Below are 14,273 nucleotides of genomic sequence, written 5' to 3'. Positions count from 1 at the left end.
GTGCCGGGGTATGACATGGCCCACCAAGACAGGATACACAGCCCGGGGGCAGGTATGAGCGATACCGACAGTTTCATTGATGAAGTCACAGAAGAGGTGCGCCGCGACCGGCTGTATCTGCTTTTGCGGCGTTGGGGCTGGGTCGGTGTTGTTGCCGTCGTGCTGATCGTCGGTGGGGCCGCCTTCAACGAATACCGCAAGGCGCGGGACACGTCGCAGGCTCAGAAGCTGGGCGATGACATTCTGGCCGCGCTGGCGGAAAACGATACGACCGCACGCGTCGCTGGCCTCGAGCAGGTGGATGTACTGACGCCGGGTGGTGAGGCTGTGCGCAACATGCTTCTGTCGGCTTCACAGCTCGATGCTGATTCCCGGCAGGATGCAGTCGACAGTCTGAATGCTGTGGCCGTTCAGGGCGATCTGCCCGAGATTTATCGTGCCATTGCAAGCTTCAAGGCACTGCTGCTTCAATCCGACACAATGCCCGCTGCAGATCGGCGACAACAGTTCGAGGCTTTGGCCGCCCCCGGCGCCCCGTTGCGCCTTCTGGCCCAAGAGCAACTGGCCCTGATCGACATCGCCGAGGGCGAAGTAGACGCCGCGTTGGAGCGATTGCAGGCGCTGCGTCAGGACGCAGAGGTCAGCGTGGATCTGCAGCAGCGCGCCGCGCAATTGATTGTTGCACTGGGCGCTGAGCCCGAGCCATTGGTCGCTCAGCAGGGCTGATCGGGCGGAACACAGGTTAATGACAGGCGAGTTCGGATTAAAATGGTAACAAGACTTTTCTCTCGCGTGGGACTGCCGATTGTGGCGCTGGCCCTGACCGCTCTGGCCGCTTGTGAAGAACCCGAACAGATTTTGCCGGGCGTGCGCGAGGATATCCGACCTGCCTCAGACCTTGAAACGGTTGCCAAAAGCGGCTCGCAACCCATTAGCCTGCCATCGCAGAGCGCAAATGCAAGCTGGCCCCAAAGCCCGGGAACGCCCGCCTTCCGGACGTCAAATGCTTCGCTGCGTGCGACACCTCAACGTGTTTGGTCGGCCTCTATCGGGGATGGCGATTCACGCAAACAACGAATCACGGCCGACCCGGTTGTCGCGGGGGGGCTGGTCTACACGCTTGATGCGGGGGCGACGGTTTCGGCGGTGACACCGCAGGGACAGGTCGCCTGGAGCACTAATCTGATTCCAGCAACCGACGGGGATTCGGATGCTACAGGTGGCGGCATGGCCTATTCGGGGGGCATTCTCTATGTCTCCTCGGGTTTTGGCCGTCTAACAGCGCTGGATGCCAAGACAGGCGCGATCCGTTGGCAGAAACGCCTGAACGCAACTGGCAGCGGCGCGCCTTTGGTGAGTAACGGACTGTTGTACCTCGTCGCTGGGGATGAGACCGGTTGGACCGTCGACACCAAGGATGGCCGCATTCAATGGCAGATCGAGGGCACCCCTAGCGTCGGCAACGTTCTGGGCGCACCTGCGCCGGTTGTGACCTCGGATCTGGCTGTCTTTGCCTTTGGTTCGGGTGATATCGCGGCGACATTCAAGCGGGGCGGGATCAGCCGATGGAATGCCTCGGTGGCCGGTGGCCGCCGCGGACGCGCCACAGCTCGGATTGTCGATGTGACTGGTAGCCCGATGGTGGTGGGCGACACCATCTTCATCGGTAACCACTCTGGCCGTACCGTTGCGTTTGACGCGGGAACAGGTGAGCGCCGCTGGACTGCAGATGAAGGCGCGGTCGATACTGTCTGGCCCGCAGGCAACAGCATCTTCCTGATCAGCGATCGCAGCCAGCTGGTCCGCTTGAACAGCGCCGATGGTTCGGTGATCTGGGCGCAGGACCTAGCGGGCTTTGTAAAGGACAAACCAAACCGTCGCGGTCCGATCGTGGCCCACTATGGCCCGATCCTGGCCGGAGGGCGCATTGTGATCGCCTCGAATGACGGGTTCCTGCGGTTCTTCAACCCGGTGAACGGGGCGCTTGTGCATCAGGTCGAAGTCCCCGGAGGCGCGACCACCGCGCCTGTCGTTGCCGGACAAACACTGTATGTCGTGTCGACCAAAGGTGATCTACACGCTTTCCGTTGACCAAAAGATGCGCTAAAGGGCGCGTCTGAGTCTTGAAAGTTGAGTATCATGTCGCTGACCCTCGCCATCGTGGGCCGCCCGAACGTGGGCAAATCCACATTGTTCAACCGCCTCGTGGGCAAACGTCTGGCCTTGGTCGACGACCAGCCCGGCGTGACGCGCGACCTGCGCGAAGGTGAAGGACGGCTGGGCGATCTGCGGTTCACCGTGATCGACACGGCAGGTCTTGAGGACGCGACCGACGACAGCCTTCAGGGTCGCATGCGCCGCCTGACTGAGCGCGCGGTGGATATGGCCGATGTCTGCCTATTCATGATCGACGCGCGTACCGGCCTCACTCCGACCGATGAGATGTTTGCCGAGATTCTGCGCAAACGCTCCAAACACGTAATTTTGGCTGCCAACAAAGCCGAAGGGTCGGCTGCTGATGCTGGTGTTCTGGAGGCCTATAACCTCGGCCTCGGCGAACCTGTCCGCTTGTCGGGCGAGCATGGCGAGGGGATGACCGACCTTTACGCTCAGCTGATGCCACTGGCAGATGCGGCCGAGGAAGAGGTCGAAGACGACGCCCCCATGGTCGATATCGAGCTGGACGAGGATGGAGAGGGCGAAACCCCTCTGATCACCGCAGCCAAACCGTTGCAGGTAGCCGTCGTAGGTCGACCGAATGCAGGTAAATCCACCCTGATCAATAAAATCATGGGTGAAGACCGCCTTCTGACCGGCCCCGAGGCTGGGATCACCCGTGACGCGATCAGTCTTCGGGTCGATTGGGCCGATCCGGATGGCGAAAGCACTCCGATGCGGATTTTCGACACTGCGGGCATGCGCAAAAAGGCGAAAGTTCAAGAAAAGCTCGAAAAGCTCTCGGTCTCGGACGGTCTGCGTGCTGTGAAATTCGCCGAAGTGGTTGTCGTCCTGCTGGATGCGGCAATTCCGTTCGAGCAACAAGACCTACGCATCGCCGATCTGGCCGAGCGGGAAGGCCGTGCGGTCGTGGTCGCGGTCAATAAATGGGACGTTGAGGAAAACAAGCAGGAGAAGCTGCGAGACCTCAAAGAGTCCTTCGACCGGCTGCTGCCGCAACTGCGGGGCGCACCTCTGATCACCGTGTCGGCCAAAACGGGCCGGGGGCTGGAACGTTTGCGCGCCGCCATCTTGCGTGCGCATGATATCTGGAACCGCCGGGTACCCACCGCCGCGCTGAACCGCTGGCTGACCGCCATGCTCGAGCAGCACCCGCCGCCAGCCCCGCAAGGCCGCCGCATCAAGCTGCGCTACATGACCCAGGCAAAAACGCGCCCGCCGGGCTTTGTCGTTATGTGCTCGCATCCCGACAAGATGCCGGCCAGCTATACCCGCTATCTGGTCAACGGCCTGCGTGAGGATTTTGACATGCCCGGTACGCCGATCCGCCTGACGTTGCGCGGGCAAGGTGACAAGAACCCTTACAAGGGGCGGCGCAAGAAAAACGCCGGTGCCTTGGCCAAACACCTCAAGGGACGCGCGTAACTGCGCCAATTTTCAGCATTTTCAGCGCAAGGGCGTGACAGCGCCCTTTCTGCACGCTAGCATTCAGGAGCGTGCATTTGTTTCCTGTGCGCGGTCCGTCCTGCGGCGGGTCTGAATTCCTTTTGCTTCTCATTTAACCGGGCCATCGTGGGAGAGGGCTTGATGAATCTCAGAGACTACACGCGGCAATACGCGGTTCAGGACAACAGGCTTGCAGCCCTGAGCTATTTCGGAACCTTCGCCGTCTATTTTGCCTCGCTGGCCTTGGCGATTGTGAACGTGGACCACTGGTATGTCATGGTCCCAGCCGGGATTGTTTTCGCGTTTTCCGCAGTGCGACTTTACGTGCTGCAACATGACTGTGGCCATCATTCCCTGTTCGAAACGCGCCAGCAGAATGAATGGGCGGGGCACGGCCTGTCGCCTTTCACCTTTGCCCCTTTCGAGGTGATGAAGCAGAACCACAATCTGCACCATGCGGGCATTGGCAACCTCGAGCATCGGGAGACCGGAGAAATCCACACCATGACCCTGCGGGAATGGAACGAGGCGGACTGGCTCAAACGTCTTGTCTATCGCCTCTACCGCAACCCGTTCATTCTGGTGCCGGTGGGCGCTCTGTTCACGTATTTCATTCGCTACCGGTGGCCCAAAAACACGGTGCGGTTTGGTGTTAAGGGCGTTGTTCTGCACAACCTCTCGATCGTCATTTTTCTCGGGCTGCTTTACCTGATCGCCGGGACGACCGGTATTCTGGTCTGGCTAGTGTTTTCCTTGTTGGGTGGGATGCTGGGCGTATTCCTCGTCTACCTACAACATAATTTCGAGGACACATATTGGGATCGTCGCCCGGAGCTGGATCCGCAGATCGCGGCGCTTCAGGGCTCGTCAGCGCTGGATTTCGGTTGGTGGTTCGACAATGCGGTGGCCTGCATCACCTTGCACGATATTCACCATTTCAACGCCCGTATCCCGTCCTACCGGTTGCGTGAATGCCACTATAACCTGCCGCCCGAATACACGCCGCGTCGGATCAAGTTCCCCGAAGCCGTGGCAGCGTTGAACCTGAAACTATGGGACGAAGACGCCAAACGGCTGGTGCCATTTCCGAAAAAAGGGCAGACTGCTGACTTGGCCCATGGATCGTCATAGGCATAGCTCCGCTTGAAGAGCGTATATCCTGTGTATATACAGGAAACCAGGGAGACAGAGAAAGGACCCAGAATGACCGCATTGACCGAGATAAAAGGCGTTGGCGATACGCTCGCCAAAGGTTTGGCCGAAAATGGTTTGAAGACCGCCGAAGCCGTTGCGAAAGCGAAACCGGACGATCTGGTCAAGGTCCCCCGTGTCGGTGTGGCGCGCGCAGCCGTACTGATTGCCGCAGCAAAAGAGGCGACCGCTGCGAAACCGGCGGCTGCCAAACCAGCCCCGCGCCGTGCTGCGACTCGGAAACCTGCTGCCCGCAAACCCGCTACGCGTAAACCAGCGGCTCGACGCCCCGCTGCGCGCAAGACAGTTGTCGCCGCCGCTGCCGAGAAGCGCGCCGCCGAAGCTGCCCGCAAAGCCGCAGAGGAAAAAGCCGCTGCAGAAGCCGCAGAGGCGAAGGCCAAGAAGAAAGCCAAGGCAAAAGCCAAGGCTGAAAAAGCTGCGAAAAAGCGGGCCGAGATGGAGGCCGCGTTCTCAAAAGCCAAGGACAAGGTTAAAGCCAAGTCCAAGAAGGGGAAGAAATCCAAGAAAGACGACAAGTCCAAAAAGGCCGACAAGAAGAAAGACGCTGGCAAAAAAGATGCCAAGAAGTCGGACAAAAAATCTGACAAGAAGAAGGATAAGAAAAAGGCGAAGAAGTAGCCTTTCTTCGCCCTTTCAAGTGTTTCGGACCGGCACCGCGCAACGCGGATGCCGGTTTTCTTATACCAGCGTGCCGTCCGGTTGCAGCGTCAGCTTGCCACCCAGATAGGGGGCAAGGACATCGGGTAGGGTGACGGTGCCGTCTGCGTTCTGACCGTTTTCAAGCACGGCAATCAGGCAGCGACCCACCGCAAGGCCAGAGCCGTTAAGCGTGTGGACGTATTCCGGTTTACCGCCACCTTCGGGCCGGAAACGTGCATTCATGCGGCGGGCCTGAAAATCGCCGCAGGTCGAGACCGAGCTGATCTCGCGATAGGTGTCCTGACCGGGCAGCCATGCCTCGATGTCAAAGGTACGGCGGGCGCCAAAGCCCATGTCGCCGGTACACAGGATAACGGTGCGATACGGCACGCCCAGCTTTTCCAGAATGCCCTCGGCGCAGCGCACCATGCGTTTTTGTTCGTCATCCGAGGTCTCGGGATGGGTGATCGAGACCATCTCGACCTTTTCGAACTGATGCTGACGCAGCATTCCGCGGGTGTCTTTGCCCGCCGAACCGGCCTCGGACCGGAAGCAGAGCGAATGCGCGGTATAACGGCGGGGCAGATAGCTTTCCTCGATCATTGTGTCATTGACGATGTTGGTCAGCGAAACCTCGGAGGTCGGGATCAACCACCAGCCTTCGCGGGTCTGATAGCTGTCCTCGCCGAATTTCGGCAGCTGTCCGGTGCCCTGCATCATCTCGGACAGAACCAGAACCGGGCCGTTGACTTCGGTCAGGCCGTTTTCGTTGATATGCGTGTCCAGCATGAACTGGGCCAGCGCACGGTGGATGCGCGCAACGCCGCCAGACAACAGCACAAAGCGCGAGCCAGAGAGTTTCGCTGCGGTTTCGAAATCCATGCCGTTTTGAACAGCCTCAATCTCAAAATGCTCTTTCGGAGCAAAGTCCAGTTCGCGCGGGGTACCCCAACGGCTGACCTCGACGTTGTCTTTCTCGTCGGCGCCTTCTGGCACATCCTCGGCGGGCAGGTTGGCAATACGGATCAGTTGGTCCGCCAGCAAAGCGTCTAGATCCTTGGCCTCGGTCTGCATCCGGGCGATTTCGGCCTTCTTTTCGGCCACGAGTGCGCGCAGGCGTTCAAACTCGGCCTCATCACCGCGGGCTTTGGCCGCGCCGACCTCTTTGCTGGCCTTGTTCTGTTCGGCCTGCGCCGTTTCAGCGGCCAAAATCTTGGCGCGGCGGCTTTCGTCCAGCCGCAGCAGGTCTGACGACACCGGCGCGTCCCCACGGCGCGCGAGTGCGGCGTCGAAAGCGGCTGGGTTTTCGCGAATGGCGCGGATGTCGTGCATAGTTCAGATCCTTGAATGCAGTGAATCACTGCGACTGCTTATGCACCATATATCTCGGAGGGTGTAGCGCTGGTTAACCAAACTGCGCCTAACTGTCCGGTTCCTCATCGTGATGAGCCAGATGTCCGTCCCATTCCCCGGGCGGGATCTTTGGTTCGGGCGGATCAGCGATGTATGAGGGGGTCATGATCTGCACGTTATTCTCGTTGAATACGGCCACAATGTTGCGATGCAGGTCCGAGCGGATCTTGGGAATGATACTGCCCCGGGTCGTGTATCCGTTGATCTGGTAGTTGATCGCGTAGTCTGCCAGCGCGGTCCACAGGACAAAGGGTTCAGGCTTGGACTTGATCCCTTTGGTGCGATTGGCGGCCTCGATCAGCATCGCCTCGATCTTTTCGGGTGGCTCTTCATAGCCGATCCCTACTGTTGTGTGCAGCAACAGCCCGCTGCCATCTGTCTTCTTCGAGAAATTCACCACGTCCGAATTCATCAGCTGCGCGTTGGGGATCGAGATCAGCTCGTTCTTGATGGATTTCAGGTGTGTCTCCATCAGCTTGATCTGCACCACGTCGCCGATGTGGTCTCCGATCTGAATACGGTCCCCGATCGAGGTCGAGCGGCGATAGATCACGAACAGCCCGGCCAGCATATTCGACACGACCGAGTTCGCGCCTAACGACAGCATCGCACCGACCAGAATGGTCAGGCCCTGAAACGCCGCCGAATCCGAGCCTGGAATGTAGGGAACGGCAAAGACCAGTGCGATCAGGATCACGACAACTCGGGCGATGTTGAAGGTGGGGTTAACCCAATGCTTCTCAAAATCCCCCATATCGAACGATCCGGCTTCGACTGCGTCGAAGAAGACCCGCATGCCCTTGATAATATACATAGTTACCCATGCGATCAGGCCAAGCATGATCATGTTCGGGATATAGCTGAGGATGCCTTGGAAGATCAGAAGGACCGGCTCGGTCAGATAGGTCAGCAGCAATTGCGCGAAATACCGGGTTTCGGCAAAGGCCAGTAGGACAAAAGACAGGTAGTAGTAGAAACCCAGGAAGAAAATCACCAGCAGAGCGAAATTCAGACCGTAACGCACCAAGGCTGCAATGGCCTCGGCTTGAACGCTCTTGGCCGTGGCGGTTTCCACGTCCTTCAGGTAGCGCTTCACGAATCTCAGTGTCCGCCGCCGGATTCTGCGGTGAAGCCAAAAGATGACAACGACAAAGACAACGAAGCCCAACGTCCAAGCTGCGGCTTCGATAGCGCCAGAAACCCGCGCCTGTTCAGTTCGATTTAAACGGTAGGCCTCAATAGCCTGTTTGATCGCATTGCCGTGCAGAACGCTGACAACGCTGAGTTCCATCTGGTCCAATTCGGCATCGGCTTCGGTGACGATGGAAACCCGCTCACCATCAACCAGAACCCAGGTGCCGAACTCGGTTTCCTCAAAGCTGATCGTGACCTCAGACGCGTCCGACGCTTCGGCGATTTCTATGATCTTGTCTTGAACTTCTTCGGCACGCTCGGGGGCGGGTAGTGCGCTTGAGCCTCGAACCTGAAACAGAACGTCCCCGTCTATTATAACTGGGGCCATAAAAGTTTCTGATTCTGCAGCTTCTGGTGCAGGTGCATCCGTCGGTGACTCTTGTGCGTGGACAGGTTGGCTTAGCCAAAGGGCTGCCGCGGTTGCAGTGAGCAAATAACGTAGCAAATGGAAGGGTTTGAATTGCCGTGCCATGTGTCCCCCTTGTTTGGAACTATACCCGGTTTAAACAGTGTTCCTAGGGCATATCTGCAACGTTTTGACGGTTCTTATGGTGGCAGGTGTGCGTTCAGGTGGGTCACGCTGCCGCCATTGCTTGCAAACACGCATATCAGCGCATAGGTTCCCGCCAAATTTGCGGAACGGTGCCGCAGGTCAAAGAAAAAGGAATATCCCATGGAAGGTGGCGCAATCGCCCAGTTTCTCCCGCTGATCCTGATCTTCGCGATCATGTATTTCCTGCTGATCCGTCCGCAGCAAAAGAAGATGAAAGAACATCAGGCCATGGTCGAGGCCGTGCGTCGCGGTGATCAGGTCGTCACGCAGGGCGGGATGATCGGCAAGGTGTCCAAGGTCAAGGAAGGCGACAACGAGATCGAGGTCGAGATCGCCGAGGGCGTTAAGGTTCGAGTGGTCAAATCGACCATCGCTCAGGTTCTGAACAAGACCGAACCTGCGAAGTAACTTCGCCTTACAATTCCTTGAAAAGGCAGGGTTATGCTGCAAATTGATACCTGGAAGCGGGTTCTGATCTGGCTGGTCTGTGTGACCGGCCTGCTCTTGGCTCTGCCAAATGCGTTCTACACGCGGGTCGAACAATCTAATGACGCCAAAGCCGCGATTGAGCTTGGCGCGGATACGCCCGAAAATCAGGCCGAAGCGGCGCTGTGGCCGAACTGGCTGCCGTCCTCCTTGGTCAATCTGGGCCTCGATCTGCGGGGCGGTGCGCATCTGCTGGCCGAGGTCAAGGTCGAGGATGTCTACGAATCCCGGATGGAGGCGATGTGGCCCGAAATCCGCGACGCCCTGCGGGATGAGCGTTCCACCGTTGGCACGATCCGCCGTCAGGATTCAGACCCCGATCAGATTCGCGTCCGCATCAGCCAGCCCGAGGGGATGTCTCGTGCGCTCGAAACCGTTCGTGGTCTGGCCCGTCAAGTGCAGACGCTGACAGGTGTAGGTGCGACCGATATCGAAGCTTTTGCCGATGGCGATACAATCGTTGTGCAGCTCTCCGAGGCGGAGAAGCTGGCCTCGGATGATCGCACCGTGCGTCAATCGCTTGAGATCGTGCGCCGCCGGATTGACGAGGTTGGTACGCGTGAACCCACCATTCAGCGCCAAGGTGCAGACCGTATCCTGATTCAGGTTCCAGGGATCGGAAGTGCAGGCGAGCTGAAAGAGATCATCGGTACCACGGCGCAGCTGACCTTCAACCCTGTTGTCGGCCGTGGCTCGGACCCGGATGCCGCTGCAGGTATTGGTGAAGAAGTGGTGCCGTCGATTGACGAAAGCGGGGTGTACTACACTCTTGAATCCTCTCCGGTCGTCACAGGTGAAGAACTGGTTGATGCGCAGCCCTCGTTTGATCAGAACGGACGTCCCGCCGTCAGTTTCCGGTTCAACACGTCGGGCGCGCGGAAATTCGGTGACTATACGCTGGAAAACATCGGCGCGCCTTTCGCGATCGTGCTGGATGATGAGGTGATCTCGGCCCCTGTGATCCAAAGCCACATTCCCGGCGGCTCAGGCATCATTACAGGCAATTTCACGGTCGAGGAGAGCACCAACCTTGCTATCCTGTTACGGGCAGGGGCCTTGCCTGCCGAGCTGGAGTTCCTCGAAGAACGTACCATCGGCCCTGAATTGGGTCAGGACAGCATCGACGCCGGTAAAGTCGCCACTATGGTAGCTTTTGCCGCGGTGCTGGTGTTCATGGCGCTCAGCTATGGTTTGTTTGGCCTCTTCGCCAACATTGCCTTGATCATCAACGTGGGCCTCTTGTTCGGTCTGCTGTCGCTGATCGGCGCAACGCTGACCCTGCCGGGCATCGCGGGTATTGTTCTGACGGTCGGTATGGCCGTGGATGCCAACGTGCTGATTTTCGAACGTATCCGAGAGGAACTGAAATCCGCCAAAGGCCCCGCGCGTGCGATTGAGTTGGGTTATGAAAAAGCCCTGTCGGCCATAGCGGATGCCAACGTGACCACCTTCATCACGGCGGTGATCCTGTTCGCCATGGGCAGCGGTCCTGTGCGCGGGTTCGCCATCACTCTGGGCCTGGGCATCCTGACCTCGGTCTTCACCGCGATCTTCGTGACGCGCCTGATGGTCGTCATGTGGTTCGAGCGCCGCCGTCCGAAAACGATCGAGGTTTGATCATGAGACTGAAACTCGTACCCCAAAGCACCTCGTTCGATTTCTTCAGCCGCTGGAAGCTTTGGCTGGGCATTTCGGCCCTCATGATGGTTGTGGCCTTCGCCTCATTCATGCTGCAGGGCCTGAATTTCGGCATCGACTTCCGGGGTGGCACAACGATCCGCACCGAAAGCACGCAGCCGATTGATGTGGGTGTCTACCGTGACGCGATTGCTCCGCTGGAGCTGGGCGACGTCTCAATTACTGAGATTTTTGATCCGACTTTTGGACCGGAAGACAACGTCGCAATGATCCGCATTCAAGCGCAGGCAGATGCGGAAGCTGTCGAAGCCTCGACCATCACAGCTGTTGAGGGCGCGTTGCAGGCCGTGATCCCCGATATCCAATTCGTATCGGTGGAATCGGTTGGCCCGAAAGTCTCGGGTGAGCTAATCCAGACAGCCGTGATCGCCATCGTTTTGGCCATCGGAGCGGTGCTCGTCTATATCTGGCTGCGGTTCGAATGGCAGTTCGCTCTTGGCGCGGTCGCGGCGCTTGTGCATGACGTGATCCTGACCATCGGCATCTTCTCGGAGCTTCAAATCCGCTTCGATCTGGCCATCATCGCGGCGCTTCTAACCATCGTGGGTTACTCACTGAATGACACCGTGGTCGTGTTTGACCGGGTGCGTGAAAACCTGCGGAAGTACAAGAAGAAAGACCTCAAAGAGGTTCTTAACATCTCGATCAACGAAACCCTCAGCCGGACGGTGATGACCTCGGTCACAACCCTGCTGGCGCTGATCTCGCTCTATGTGCTGGGCGGTGACGTGATCCGAGGCTTTGTCTTCGCGATGATCTGGGGTGTGATCGTGGGGACTTATTCGTCAGTCTTCGTGGCCTCGACCATCCTACTGTGGCTGGGCGTCAAGCGTGACTGGTCCAAGCCGTCCAATAACGCGGGCAACCAGTTTGCCAACGTAGATGCCTGAGATCTTCGGCCAGTCCCCACAGGGTCTGGCCGTCGTCTTATTTGCGGCCTTTCTTGGGGGCGTCGTTCGCGGCTTCTCGGGGTTTGGCACCGCTTTGGTTTTCCTGCCTATCGCGACCCCTTATCTCGGCCCGTTCGGAGCGCTGATCGGCCTGACAATCATGGATATCTTTGGCCCTCTGCCTAATCTGCGCCGGGCATGGGGTGCCGTGAACAAGGGCGATCTGACACGCCTACTGCTTGGCTGCGCACTGGTCCTGCCGCTGGGACTGTGGGTGCTGACGCAGGTTGCGCCCGAGGTTTTCCGCTATGCGGTCAGCGGTCTGGCCCTTGCGATGCTGACCATTCTGATCCTCGGCCTGCGCTATCACGGTCATGTCAGCCGCGTGATGGTCACGGGTATTGGCGGAGCCGCCGGGTTTCTTGGCGGTGTCGCAGGGCTACCTGGTCCGGCCGTCATCCTGTTCTACATGTCGCGCCCACTACCGGTGGACGTCATTCGCGCGACGATTCTGCTGTTTCTGTTCGGGTTCGATTTCCTGCTACTCGGCTATCTTACCGGCATGGCGCAGGTCACCCTCGCCGCTGCCGGGCTGGGGCTTCTTCTGGCGCTCCCCAACCTGCTGGGCAATTGGCTGGGCGGGTGGCTTTTCCGCCCGGACCGAGAAGGCCTCTACCGCGCGGCCGCCTATCTGGCGATTGCACTGGCGGCCTTGTCCGGCCTGCCGCTTTGGAGGTAAATACAGCGCATGCGATTGAATGAGATCAACTATACCAACGCCGAACCTGTGGACGGGTACGGCCCCGATTTTTTCCGGATCGGAGGGCGTGTTCATCACGGCGCCGTGCTGACCGGCCCGGCGGGAACGCGAGCGTGGGGCGGATACGCAGACGACGCGCCACTGCGCGACCTGTCCGAGGTGATCGACGTCCTGTTCATCGGAACCGGAGCAGAGCTTGCCCATATCCCGCCCGAACTGCGCCAAACTCTCGAATCCGCTGGGATCGGCGTCGAGATCATGAACTCCCCCGCCGCCTGCCGTACCTACAACGTCCTGCTATCCGAAGGTCGCCGCATCGCGCTCGCTCTGATCCCCGTCTGACGGGATCCCCTTCATCTGGCCAAAAATATCCCGGGGAGCGCGAGGGGCAGCGCCCCTCGCGTTCTAGCACCCCAGATGCGCCACCTTCATCCCCTGCGTCAAATCCAACCTTTTGCCTGCGCCCCCAATCGGATAAGCGAGTCTCATGACACTATCCGTTTCCGATCTGACCATCACCCGCGGTGGCGTGCCCGTGCTGGAGGGGTTGAGCTTCAAGCTCACCCCCGGTCAGGCGCTCATTTTGCGTGGGCCAAACGGAATCGGAAAAACAACACTCCTGCGCACTCTGGCAGGGCTACAGCCTGCTTTGGCGGGACAGATCGAAGGGGCAGAGGACCAGATCGCCTACGCCTCGCATTCCGATGGTTTGAAGCCAACGCTGACAGTGGTCGAGAACCTCGCCTTCTGGGCGTCGGTCTTTGGGACTCATGACATCCAGCCGGCTCTGGACGCCTTTGCGCTGAATGACCTGTCCGACCGCCATGCGGGCAACCTGTCGGCAGGCCAAAAGCGCAGGCTGGGCCTTGCGCGGATGCTGGTCACGGGGCGGCCGATCTGGATGCTGGACGAACCAACCGTCTCGCTCGACAAAAACGCCGTTCAGATGTTCGCCGATGCCGTGCGCAGGCATCTGGGGCAGGGCGGCTCGGCCCTGATTGCAACCCATATCGACCTCGGCCTCGACGGAGAGGTTCTGGACGTCGGCCCCTACAAAGCGAAACCGCAACCCATCGACGACTTTGACGGAGGCTTCCTGTGATCGCCCTGTTGCTGCGCGACCTGAAGCTGGCCTTCCGCGCAGGCGGAGGGTTTGGTCTCGGCCTGGCCTTCTTCCTGATTGTCACGGTTCTGGTGCCCTTTGCCGTCGGCCCGCAATCGTCGCTACTCTCGACCATCGCGCCGGGAATTCTGTGGTTGGGTGCTTTGCTTGCCTGCCTGTTGTCCCTCGACCGCCTTCTGGCCCTGGATTGGGAGGACGGCTCTCTGGACCTTCTGGCCACCGCGCCTCTCCCGCTTGAGGCTGTAGTTTCTATCAAAGCTCTGGCGCATTGGATCACGACCGGTTTGCCTCTGGTTCTTGCGGCACCGTTTCTGGGCGTCTTGCTGAACCTTCCCACGCCGGGCTTCTTCTGGCTGGTGATCTCGCTCTTGCTCGGCACCCCCGCCATGAGCGTCATCGGCACCTTCGGCGCCGCTCTGACCGTCGGGCTGAAGCGCGGTGGCCTGCTGTTGTCACTGCTAGTTCTACCGCTCTACGTCCCAACCCTGATCTTCGGCGCAGAAGTCGCCCGCCGAGGTGCCGTCGGGATGGAGACCCAAACCCCACTTTTGATGCTGGCGGGGATCACGATGGCCACGATCGCTCTGCTACCCTTCGCCAGCGCGGCGGTCCTGCGCATCAATCTGCGGTGAAGCGCCACAACTTTGAGCAAGGTCAATTGAGAATGAACCCGAGTCAGAC

Annotated in this window: 14 protein-coding genes; 12 read left to right on the top strand and 2 right to left on the bottom strand. The window is 59.3% G+C overall.

Annotation, left to right across the window (positions count from 1 at the left end; translation table 11 throughout):
- Positions 1-54 precede the first annotated feature (54 nt).
- The 5 genes from ACR0AI_RS05290 to ACR0AI_RS05270 all read left to right on the top strand — a co-directional run bounded on the left by ACR0AI_RS05290 (position 55) and on the right by ACR0AI_RS05270 (position 5,454).
- A complete protein-coding gene (locus ACR0AI_RS05290) occupies positions 55-726 on the top strand; it encodes a hypothetical protein (RefSeq protein WP_480672136.1) in 672 nt (223 codons plus the stop codon).
- A 42-nt stretch (positions 727-768) separates the two neighbouring features.
- On the top strand, positions 769-2,091 hold the full coding sequence (locus ACR0AI_RS05285) for a PQQ-like beta-propeller repeat protein (protein ID WP_480672134.1): 1,323 nt from the start codon (positions 769-771) through the stop codon (positions 2,089-2,091).
- A 48-nt stretch (positions 2,092-2,139) separates the two neighbouring features.
- Positions 2,140-3,603 carry a ribosome biogenesis GTPase Der gene (der, locus tag ACR0AI_RS05280; protein WP_480672132.1) on the top strand — a complete coding sequence of 488 codons (1,464 nt, stop codon included), beginning with the start codon at positions 2,140-2,142 and terminating at the stop codon, positions 3,601-3,603.
- A 162-nt stretch (positions 3,604-3,765) separates the two neighbouring features.
- Positions 3,766-4,755, top strand: a complete 990-nt coding sequence (locus ACR0AI_RS05275; protein ID WP_480672130.1) for a fatty acid desaturase — start codon at positions 3,766-3,768, stop codon at positions 4,753-4,755.
- 72 nt (positions 4,756-4,827) lie between these two features.
- Positions 4,828-5,454: a helix-hairpin-helix domain-containing protein gene (locus tag ACR0AI_RS05270; protein ID WP_480672128.1), complete on the top strand. Its 627-nt coding sequence runs from the start codon at positions 4,828-4,830 to the stop codon at positions 5,452-5,454.
- Between the two features lie 60 nt (positions 5,455-5,514).
- Here ACR0AI_RS05270 and serS read toward each other — a convergent pair whose 3' ends face one another.
- Positions 5,515-6,807 carry a serine--tRNA ligase gene (serS, locus tag ACR0AI_RS05265; protein ID WP_480672126.1) on the bottom strand — a complete coding sequence of 431 codons (1,293 nt, stop codon included), beginning with the start codon at positions 6,805-6,807 and terminating at the stop codon, positions 5,515-5,517.
- Between the two features lie 88 nt (positions 6,808-6,895).
- Positions 6,896-8,410 (bottom strand): mechanosensitive ion channel family protein, encoded by a 1,515-nt coding sequence (locus ACR0AI_RS05260; protein ID WP_480672124.1) that lies wholly within the window; start codon positions 8,408-8,410, stop codon positions 6,896-6,898.
- A gap of 345 nt (positions 8,411-8,755) precedes the next feature.
- Here ACR0AI_RS05260 and yajC point away from each other — a divergent pair, with 345 nt between their 5' ends.
- The 7 genes from yajC to ccmB all read left to right on the top strand — a co-directional run bounded on the left by yajC (position 8,756) and on the right by ccmB (position 14,224).
- Positions 8,756-9,043: a preprotein translocase subunit YajC gene (yajC, locus tag ACR0AI_RS05255; RefSeq protein WP_449318587.1), complete on the top strand. Its 288-nt coding sequence runs from the start codon at positions 8,756-8,758 to the stop codon at positions 9,041-9,043.
- Between the two features lie 33 nt (positions 9,044-9,076).
- On the top strand, positions 9,077-10,738 hold the full coding sequence (secD, locus tag ACR0AI_RS05250) for a protein translocase subunit SecD (protein ID WP_480672122.1): 1,662 nt from the start codon (positions 9,077-9,079) through the stop codon (positions 10,736-10,738).
- A 2-nt stretch (positions 10,739-10,740) separates the two neighbouring features.
- Positions 10,741-11,709, top strand: coding sequence for a protein translocase subunit SecF (gene secF, locus ACR0AI_RS05245; RefSeq protein ID WP_170374075.1), 969 nt, complete (start codon positions 10,741-10,743; stop codon positions 11,707-11,709).
- The gene (locus tag ACR0AI_RS05240; protein ID WP_480672120.1) at positions 11,702-12,448 is read left to right on the top strand and encodes a TSUP family transporter; all 747 of its coding nucleotides are present in this window, start codon (positions 11,702-11,704) and stop codon (positions 12,446-12,448) included. The genes secF and ACR0AI_RS05240 overlap by 8 nt, the downstream gene beginning before the upstream one ends.
- 9 nt (positions 12,449-12,457) lie before the next feature.
- Entirely contained in the window at positions 12,458-12,811 is a 354-nt protein-coding gene (locus tag ACR0AI_RS05235; protein WP_480672118.1) for an Mth938-like domain-containing protein, read from the top strand.
- A gap of 145 nt (positions 12,812-12,956) precedes the next feature.
- On the top strand, positions 12,957-13,571 hold the full coding sequence (ccmA, locus tag ACR0AI_RS05230; RefSeq protein WP_480672116.1) for a heme ABC exporter ATP-binding protein CcmA: 615 nt from the start codon (positions 12,957-12,959) through the stop codon (positions 13,569-13,571).
- Positions 13,568-14,224 (top strand): heme exporter protein CcmB, encoded by a 657-nt coding sequence (gene ccmB / locus ACR0AI_RS05225; RefSeq protein ID WP_170676494.1) that lies wholly within the window; start codon positions 13,568-13,570, stop codon positions 14,222-14,224. Before ccmA ends, ccmB begins: the two co-directional genes overlap by 4 nt.
- Positions 14,225-14,273 lie beyond the last annotated feature (49 nt).

Source organism: Ruegeria sp. BG3 (genome assembly GCF_056538485.1).
Note: the sequence above shows the minus strand (reverse complement) of the source record. Positions and strands in the feature narration are given on the sequence as shown.

Coding starts and splice junctions, on each gene's coding strand:
- ACR0AI_RS05290 (WP_480672136.1), top strand. CDS start 55: ATGAGCGATACCGACAGTTTCATTGATGAAGTCACAGAAGAGGTGCGC.
- ACR0AI_RS05285 (WP_480672134.1), top strand. CDS start 769: ATGGTAACAAGACTTTTCTCTCGCGTGGGACTGCCGATTGTGGCGCTG.
- der (WP_480672132.1), top strand. CDS start 2,140: ATGTCGCTGACCCTCGCCATCGTGGGCCGCCCGAACGTGGGCAAATCC.
- ACR0AI_RS05275 (WP_480672130.1), top strand. CDS start 3,766: ATGAATCTCAGAGACTACACGCGGCAATACGCGGTTCAGGACAACAGG.
- ACR0AI_RS05270 (WP_480672128.1), top strand. CDS start 4,828: ATGACCGCATTGACCGAGATAAAAGGCGTTGGCGATACGCTCGCCAAA.
- serS (WP_480672126.1), bottom strand. CDS start 6,807: ATGCACGACATCCGCGCCATTCGCGAAAACCCAGCCGCTTTCGACGCC.
- ACR0AI_RS05260 (WP_480672124.1), bottom strand. CDS start 8,410: ATGGCCCCAGTTATAATAGACGGGGACGTTCTGTTTCAGGTTCGAGGC.
- yajC (WP_449318587.1), top strand. CDS start 8,756: ATGGAAGGTGGCGCAATCGCCCAGTTTCTCCCGCTGATCCTGATCTTC.
- secD (WP_480672122.1), top strand. CDS start 9,077: ATGCTGCAAATTGATACCTGGAAGCGGGTTCTGATCTGGCTGGTCTGT.
- secF (WP_170374075.1), top strand. CDS start 10,741: ATGAGACTGAAACTCGTACCCCAAAGCACCTCGTTCGATTTCTTCAGC.
- ACR0AI_RS05240 (WP_480672120.1), top strand. CDS start 11,702: ATGCCTGAGATCTTCGGCCAGTCCCCACAGGGTCTGGCCGTCGTCTTA.
- ACR0AI_RS05235 (WP_480672118.1), top strand. CDS start 12,458: ATGCGATTGAATGAGATCAACTATACCAACGCCGAACCTGTGGACGGG.
- ccmA (WP_480672116.1), top strand. CDS start 12,957: ATGACACTATCCGTTTCCGATCTGACCATCACCCGCGGTGGCGTGCCC.